At 72.4% G+C, this 7,477-nt stretch carries 7 protein-coding genes and 1 pseudogene; 1 reads left to right on the top strand and 7 read right to left on the bottom strand.

Going from position 1 to position 7,477, the window contains the following annotated elements; all coding sequences use genetic code 11:
- The 6 genes from ACYVE7_RS25240 to ACYVE7_RS25215 form a co-directional block, all read right to left on the bottom strand.
- On the bottom strand, positions 1 to 1,044 hold a 1,044-nt coding region (locus tag ACYVE7_RS25240), incomplete at its 3' end, for a serine/threonine-protein kinase (protein ID WP_460367835.1).
- 48 nt (positions 1,045 to 1,092) lie between these two features.
- The gene (locus tag ACYVE7_RS25235; RefSeq protein ID WP_460367834.1) at positions 1,093 to 1,323 is read right to left on the bottom strand and encodes a hypothetical protein; all 231 of its coding nucleotides are present in this window, start codon (positions 1,321 to 1,323) and stop codon (positions 1,093 to 1,095) included.
- Between the two features lie 197 nt (positions 1,324 to 1,520).
- A complete protein-coding gene (locus ACYVE7_RS25230; RefSeq protein ID WP_460367832.1) occupies positions 1,521 to 2,084 on the bottom strand; it encodes a GNAT family N-acetyltransferase in 564 nt (187 codons plus the stop codon).
- A 48-nt stretch (positions 2,085 to 2,132) separates the two neighbouring features.
- On the bottom strand, positions 2,133 to 3,005 hold the full coding sequence (locus ACYVE7_RS25225) for a homoserine O-acetyltransferase/O-succinyltransferase family protein (protein ID WP_460367830.1): 873 nt from the start codon (positions 3,003 to 3,005) through the stop codon (positions 2,133 to 2,135).
- A gap of 284 nt (positions 3,006 to 3,289) precedes the next feature.
- Positions 3,290 to 4,687, bottom strand: coding sequence for a serine/threonine-protein kinase (locus ACYVE7_RS25220; RefSeq protein WP_460367837.1), 1,398 nt, complete (start codon positions 4,685 to 4,687; stop codon positions 3,290 to 3,292).
- Between the two features lie 89 nt (positions 4,688 to 4,776).
- Positions 4,777 to 5,208: a MarR family winged helix-turn-helix transcriptional regulator gene (locus ACYVE7_RS25215; RefSeq protein ID WP_460367828.1), complete on the bottom strand. Its 432-nt coding sequence runs from the start codon at positions 5,206 to 5,208 to the stop codon at positions 4,777 to 4,779.
- 122 nt (positions 5,209 to 5,330) lie between these two features.
- Here ACYVE7_RS25215 and ACYVE7_RS25210 point away from each other — a divergent pair.
- A pseudogene (locus ACYVE7_RS25210) lies at positions 5,331 to 6,767 on the top strand (MFS transporter).
- Between the two features lie 31 nt (positions 6,768 to 6,798).
- Here ACYVE7_RS25210 and ACYVE7_RS25205 read toward each other — a convergent pair.
- Positions 6,799 to 7,477, bottom strand: a 679-nt coding sequence (locus tag ACYVE7_RS25205) for a serine/threonine-protein kinase (protein ID WP_460367826.1), incomplete at its 5' end; no start/stop codon positions are given.

Raw genomic sequence — 7,477 nt, 5'->3', positions numbered from 1 at the left:
GTCGGGCGGGCCGCCGGGCGGCGGGACGGGGAGCGGGGAACGGGCGGGGGTGGTGGCGGTGAACGTCAAATGGAGAGAGCCGGGCGGGCCGCCGTTGGCGCCGAGGTGGCCTTCGCCCGGGACGGTGAGCTTCGTGCCGGGGGCGGCCGTCGCGGGCAGGGCGAGCCGCAGGGAGCGGGGTCCTGGGAGCGTCAGGGACAGCTCCGGAGTGGGGGGAAAGGGGAGTTCGCGGTGGATGTCGCGGCCCGGAGTGGGGGCGAGAGGGGCCAGACGGGGCAGCAGGGAGCTCGTGGTGGGGCGGGCCTGCGGCGTCGGGGACAGCGCCTCGTCCAGCAGATCGCGGAACGGTGGCGGCAGCGGAGTCGCGTACAGGATCCGGGCGAGCTCCGCCGGCGGGACGAGCGACCAGTGGGCGTTGCGGGCCGTCGCGGCGAACAGCACCGTGGCCGCCCACGAGAACACGTCGGAGGCGGGGGTGGCGCTGCCCGTCGCCAGCAGCTCGGGCGACATGTAGGGCGGTGTGCCGCTGGCACGTCCGGCGCGGGACAGGCGGGTGGCGTCCAGCAGATGGGCCAGACCGAAATCGATGACGACCGGACGGAGCAGCCCGCTCGGATCGGCCGTGACGATGACGTTCGACGGCTTCAGATCGCGGTGCAGGACCCCCGCGCCGTGGACGGCCGTCAACGCCTCCGCCAGGCCCGCCGCCAGACGCCACAGCTCCGCGACGGGCAGCGGACCGTCCTGCGCGACCAGATCCGTCAGGGAGCGGCCCTCGATCAGCCGCAACGCCAGATACGGCGGGCTCGCGTCGACGTCATAGGAGACCAGCTCCGCCACGTACGGGCTGCGGATCCCGGCGAGCGACTCCGCTTCGCGCAGCAGCCGGACCCGCAGATCCGGGCGGGACAGCAGGTCAGGGCGGATCGTCTTCACCGCGAGCAGCCGGCCCGCACCGTCACGGGCCAGGAACACCTCACCCATGCCGCCCGCTCCGACACGGTCCAGCGGACGGTAGGGGCCGAGGGCGGCGGGCAACTCCATGGTGAGCCAACCCTACGCAGCCGCCCCCCGCCACCGGAAGAGCGGACGTCACGCCAGCTCGTCGTCGAGCCGGTCCTGCCAGGCGAGCTGCTCCGCCAAGGTCTTCGTGACGCCCATCGGCAAGGTCTGGGCGAGACCTGCCGCGAACTCGTCGTCCGTCAGATCCCGCCGCCGCGTCGCGTACAGCTCGCCGGGGCTGCCGTCGGCGTACCGGCCGCGCCACACCCGCCACCGCGGATGCCCGGCCTGCAACTTCTCCCGTTCCTCATCTTTCGTCATGCCCCCACCCCACCGGCCCGCACCGGCCACCGGCAACAAGCCCCCCGCCAGCCGCCGAGCACCCCCCAAACAGAACGCAAAGCTGCGGCGTGAACCCCGCAGAACCCCCTCGCGCCGCGCCTACCGTCACCGCCAGGGCCTTCCACTGCGGCGGCACGGCGGCCCGAGGGCCGGTCGCCGTGGGCGGCCGCGGCGGGTCAGGGTTCCAGGTCGGAATCGAGGAGGGAGAAGACGGCCAGATCGTGGAGGCCATCGGCTTCCAGGTTGGCGCGGCGCAGGGTGCCTTCGCGGAGAAAACCCGCCTTCTCCGCGACGCGCAGCGAGGCCGGGTTGTCGGTGTTGGCGCGGAGCTGGACGCGTTGCAGGCCGCCCGACGTCAGAGCCCAGCGGGCCACCGCGGCGCACGCCTCGGTGGCGTAACCCCGGCCCCGGTGGGCCGGCCTGAGGCCGTAGCCGATCTCGCACAGGCGGGCGGCGAGATCCAGCCGGTAAAGGCTGATCGCCCCGAGATGCCGCCCGGTGGAACGTTCCCTGATCGCGAAGTGGGCGCCCGAGCCGGAGGTCCGGAACTCCGCCGCGCCCCTGCCCAGCCACTCGGCCAGTTCCGGGGCGGTCTCCGGGACGCCCGGCGGGAGACCTTCCGGGTCGTGCCCCAGGGCCGTCAGCGCTTCGAGGTCGGCCGAGGAGAACGGCTCGAGAGACAGGCGGTCCGTGCGCAACGACGCCTCAGGGAGGCATTCCAGCTCAGCAATATCGATCATGTCGGGGCATCCTAGGTCGCGGCCACGCCCCCGGCCAGCGGATTTCCGTCAGGCGGCGGGGGCGGCGGTGCGCACGGCGGCCAGGGCGGAAAGCCAGTTCGCGGTGACGGTGCGGGCGTCGGCCGACCAGGTGTCGCGGCAGCGGTCGATGAACGGGGCGCTGGGGAAACGGTCCATCGTCGCCGGGGTGCGGCAGGCCAGGGCGAGGGCGCGGAACGCCAGGAGGGCGGCGCGGGTGTCGGTGTCCAGGAAGTTCTCCGGCAGGTCGGGGAACCAGGACGTCTCCGACGACAGGTAGCGGCGGGCGTCACGGCGGTACTCGCGGAACAGGGTGTCGGCGTCGTACTCCGGGTGGCCCTGGAAGAACAGGTGGCGGAGGCCGTCGGGGCTGGCGGCCAGATGCCAGTCGTCAGCCGTCGACAGGACGGGGACGACGCCGTCGGGCAGCCGCATCCGGTTCCAGCGCGAATGCGGGACCAGCGGACGTTCGGGCAGACCCGCCGTCAACGGATGGACGGCCGCCACATGCGGGTGCACGCCCCGGAACTTCACCGGCAGCGGCTCCCGCGACACCGGATACAAGACGCTCAACGCGGCGTGCGCCGCGAAACACGAGAAGATCGTCGACGGCGCGTCGACCGCGACGATCCGGGCGACGACCTCCCGCATCGGATCGGACATCAGCGACGGCGACCGCGGCTCGGTCCCCGTGACGATCAGCCCGTCCATCTCCCGCATCAGCGCCCAGTCGAGCCCGCACCGCTCCGGCTCCGACACGTCCGCGCCCATCGGCAACGGAATCGCGAAGACCTCAACCGGCACCCCAGCGGCACCGACCATCCCGGCGAACTGCCGATGAGCCAACCCGGGCCGAGGCATCAAATCAACGATCCCGACCCGCAGCCCAGCACCCCAAAGCACCACAAACCGTCCCAAAACTCAGTGATTCGGGACACATCATGCACCATGATTGCTACAACCACGTGAACGAAACCCAAGTTCCCCGCAACAACCCCACCACACCCTCAGCCCCAACCCGCCCACCGCCCAAGATCGCCTCGACCTGCGACATGTGGCCCGTTTCAACGACCCCAACCCGTCATTTCGCCGCAGCTCGACACGATCAACGGTTCGGGGCTCGGAGCGTCGAGGGGTGCGGGCCGAGGTGGGCGAGGGGTGCGGGGCCCTGGAGTTAAGGGGGGTGGTCAGGGGGTCTGGTCGAGGATGCCGTCGCCGTGGGTGGAGCCGGTCTGGAAGCTGTAGTAGAGGGTTTTGGCGTCGGGGCGGAGAGAGAGCTCCACGAAGACGTTGTTCTCGCAGGGGCCGCTGTTGATCCGCTCCTGGACGGTGACCTTGCGCTTGTCCTCGGTGATGTAGATCGCCTTGAGGTCGCCCTTGCAGCCCAGGGTCGGGTACTCGCTGGTGCCGACGACCTCCTGCACGAAACCGCCGGTATAGACGATCTTGACGTCGTAGGGGCTCTTGGCGATGCCGGGCTGGGTCACCTTGCCGGTCCAGACGCCGACCAGGGACGGAGCTCCGTCGGCGTCGCCCGAGCCCGACGAGGCCGCCGACGAAGGCGGGGCCACGGGCGGCGGCCGGGATCCGGATGACGGGCCCGCCGAGGAGGCCGGGTTCTGCCGGGCGGACGCCGGGCCCGACGCCACATCCTGCGGCTTGCCGTCGCCGGTGTCCCGCATGATCAGCACGGTCGCCGCGACGGCCACGAGCACCGCCACCGCCCCGCCCGCGATCGCCAGTGCCGCCCGGTTCGTCCCAGGGGAGGCGACAGGCGGCGGGAGAGGCGCGGGGGCCGTCGGGTGGGGCGGGCCCGGATGGGTCGACACGTGACCGGCCAGATGGTCGAGGATCTGCGGGACGGTCGGCCGGTCCGCCGGGTTCTTCGACAGGGCCGCCTCGACCAGGCCGCGCAGGCCCGGATCGACGAAACCGGACAGTTCGGGGGCGGCGTAGGCGACGTTGTGGAGCACCGCCATCAGATGGGGCGCCTCGAACGGGGAGCGTCCCGTCCCGGCGAAGACCACGACGCACGCCCACGCCCACACGTCGGCGGCCGGCGTGATCGGCTGCCCCGTGACGAGTTCCGGCGCCATATAGGCGGGCGTGCCGACGAGCTGGCCCGTCCTGGTGACCCCGGTCGTGGCGTCCAGCGCCCGCGCGATCCCGAAATCGATCACCCGTGGGCCGGTCGACGACAGCAGCACGTTCGCCGGTTTCAAGTCCCGGTGGATCAGCCCGGCGCTGTGGATCGCCGACAGCGCCGTCGCCATGCCGACCGCGACGCCCTCCAGATCGGAGCCGCGCAACGGTCCCGACCCGGCGACCGCCTCGGTCAGAGTCGGCCCCGCGATGTACTCCGTGACGACATACAGCGGATTCGTGGCCAGAGACGCGTCCAGCACGGGCGCCGTGCAGAACCTGCGGACCCGCCGGGCCGCCTCGACCTCCCGCCGGAACCGCTCCCGGAAGTCCGGGTCGGCCGCCAGCTCCGGATTGATCACCTTGACGGCGACGGGCCGGCCGTCGGGGGCGTCGGCCAGGTACACCGTGCCCATCCCGCCCCGGCCGAGGCGCCGCCGCACAAGGTACGGGCCGATCTGTGAGGGGGTGTCGTCCACTGGTCCGCTTCCCGTAGGGAAATCCGAGCCTAGCGGGACGATCTTCGCCGCGGCTACCCGAACGGGCGGGCCGACTCCAGAGCGGGCGTCATGATCGACAGCGCGTCCGCGAGGGCCCGGGCGGCGGGCCGGTCCAGGGTGTCGAGCGCCGCGAACAGCCCGAGCTGACCGGCCCTGATCTTGTCGCGCAGCTCGACGCCCGACGGTGTCAGCGAGACCAGTTTGACCCGCCGGTCACCCGGATCGGACTCCCGGACGACCAGCCCGCGCCCCTCCAGCCGCGTCACGATCCCGGTGACGTTCGAGGCGTCGCAGAACAGCCGGGCGGCGAGCGCGCGCATCGACAGCGGCTCGTCGAGCTGGACGACGAGCTGCGCCTGCGCGACCGTCAGCCCCTGCTCGGTGGCGGCCGACCCCGCGTCGTGCAGATACGCCGAGACGAACCTGATCACGGCCCGGCGGAGCTCGTCGCGCTGTTCGTCCATGCCTAGAGCTTAGTTGTGAGGGGCCTCATAGGGCTGAGGGGCCAGAAAAGCTTGAAGTCCTCAAGCTTTGGCGGATACTTGAGGACTTCAAGGACTTTGGAACGATCCGGGGAGTTGTCCGAATGGCCCGAATGACTCAGGCCCGCAAGAACGGTCTGCTCGTCGCGGTGCTCAGCCTCGCGGCGATGGTCGTGTCGCTCATGCAGACCCAGGCCGTGCCGATCCTCGGCCTCATCGCCGGCGAACTCGACACGTCCGCGGCGAACGCCGGATGGGTGACGACCGCGACCCTGCTGTCCGCCGCCGTGCTGACCCCGCTGCTCGGCCGGGTCGGCGACCAGTTCGGGAAGAAGCGGACCCTCCTGGCGGTGCTCGCGCTGGCCGTCGCCGGATCGGCGATCGCCGCGCTCGCCGGAAGCCTGTGGCTGCTGCTGGCCGGCCGGGCCTTCCAGGGCGCCGCCACCGCGATCTTCCCCCTCGCGCTGTCGGTGCTGCGCGAGGAACTGCCCAAGGAGCGGTAGCCGGGCGCGATGTCCGTGGTCAGCGGAACCCTTGCGTTCGGCAGCGGGCTCGACGTCGTCGTCACCGGCCTGCTCACCCAGGGCGACGACCCCGGCTACCAGATCGTGTTCTGGTTCTCCACGGTCGTCGCGGCGATCGCGCGCGCCGTGGTCGCGGCGGTCGTCCCGGCCACCGGGCAGCGGACCGGCGGACGCGTCGACCACCTCGGCGCGCTCACCCTCGGCGGCTTCCTGGTCCTGCTCCTGCTGCCGCTGTCCCAGGGCAACACGTGGGGCTGGACTTCGGCGGCGACGCTCGGCTGCTTCGCCGGCTCGGCGGGCGTCGCGGCCCTCTGGGTGGCGGTGGAGCGACGGGTGGACGCCCCGCTCGTCGACCTCGGCATGTTCACCCACCGGCCCGTCCTGTTCACCAACCTGGCCGGGATGTTCGTCGGTTTCGCGATGTTCATCCAGTTCCTCGGGGTGTCGTACCTGGCCCAGCTCCCGGAGTTCACCGGCTACGGGTTCGGCGCGTCGGTACTGCGGGCGTCGATCCAGTTCCTGCTGCCCGGCACCCTCGCCTCGATGCTGGCCGCGCCGCTCGGCGGGCTGCTCGTCGGCCGGTTCGGGCCGCGGCACACCCTGGTCGCCAGCTCGGCGGTCGGCCTCATGGGGTATCTGTGGCTGATCGCCGCCCACGACACTGTGTTCTCGGTCGTCACGGCGGGCGTGCTGGTCGGGATCTCGGTGAGCTTCGCCTACGCGGCGATGCCCGCGCTGATCGCGGCGTCAGTCCCGGCCGAGCAGAGCGGCATCGCCAACGGCCTCAACTCGATCTCCCGGACGGTCGGCAGCTCCCTGGCCAGCGCCCTCTTCACCACCCTGCTGACCAGCGACACCCTGAAGAACCTGCCGCCCGGACTCCCGGAGCTCCCCGCCGAATCCGGCTTCACCACGGCGTTCGTCATCGCCACCGCGGCCTACGCCCTGACGGCCGTTGTCGCCCTGATCGGCCTGCGGCCCGCCCCGTCCCCGAAGCCCGCCCCCGTCCTATCCTGATCACTCCCAGCCTTGATCGCTCCCAGCCTGATCACTCCCAGGAGGCGGTGAGGAGCGTGTGGAACTCCCCGGCCGTGGGGCGGGAGGCGGGGTGCCGGTGAAGGGCCTCGCGGAGCAGGGAGGCCAGCGCGGCGGGGATGCCGGGGATCGGGGGGACGGGGGTCTCCCTGGCGTGGCGGTAGTGGGAGCGCAGGACGTAGGCCGGGAGGGGGCGGCCCGGATGGTGCGGGGGACGGCCCGACAGGAGGGCGTAGAGGGTCGCGGCCAGCGAGTAGACGTCGCCCGCCCTGGTGGGGGGCTGATAGCCGGTGTCGAAGAGCTCGGGCGGGGCGTAGGCGGGCGTGGCGGCACGGGTCGGGCGGCCTGGGTCGCCGGTGAGGATCGCCGGGCCGAAGTCCGCCAGGGCGGGGCCGCGGTCGGTGAGCAGCACGTTGGCCGGTTTGATGTCGCGGTGCAGCACCCCGACGGCGTGCGCGACGGCCAGCGCGTCCGCGACACCCGCCAGCAGCGGCACCGCCTCGTCCGCGGGCAGCGGCCCGGTGCGGGCCAGCCGGTCGGCCAGCGAACCCCCCGAGCAGTACTCGGTGACCAGGTAGGGACGGCCGTCCGCGAGCTCGCCGTGGGCCAGCAGATCCACCACGTGCGGATGGCCCGACAGGCTGCGCGCCGCCGCGAACTCGCGGGCGAACCGCTCCCGCCCGGCCTGCCCC

Source organism: Actinocorallia lasiicapitis (assembly GCF_054778695.1).
This window is presented reverse-complemented; position numbering and strand designations above follow the sequence as displayed.

What these genes read in the sequence shown, in the direction of transcription:
- ACYVE7_RS25235 (WP_460367834.1), bottom strand. Translation starts at nt 1,323, where the DNA reads ATGACGAAAGATGAGGAACGGGAGAAGTTGCAGGCCGGGCATCCGCGG.
- ACYVE7_RS25230 (WP_460367832.1), bottom strand. Translation starts at nt 2,084, where the DNA reads ATGATCGATATTGCTGAGCTGGAATGCCTCCCTGAGGCGTCGTTGCGC.
- ACYVE7_RS25215 (WP_460367828.1), bottom strand. Translation starts at nt 5,208, where the DNA reads ATGGACGAACAGCGCGACGAGCTCCGCCGGGCCGTGATCAGGTTCGTC.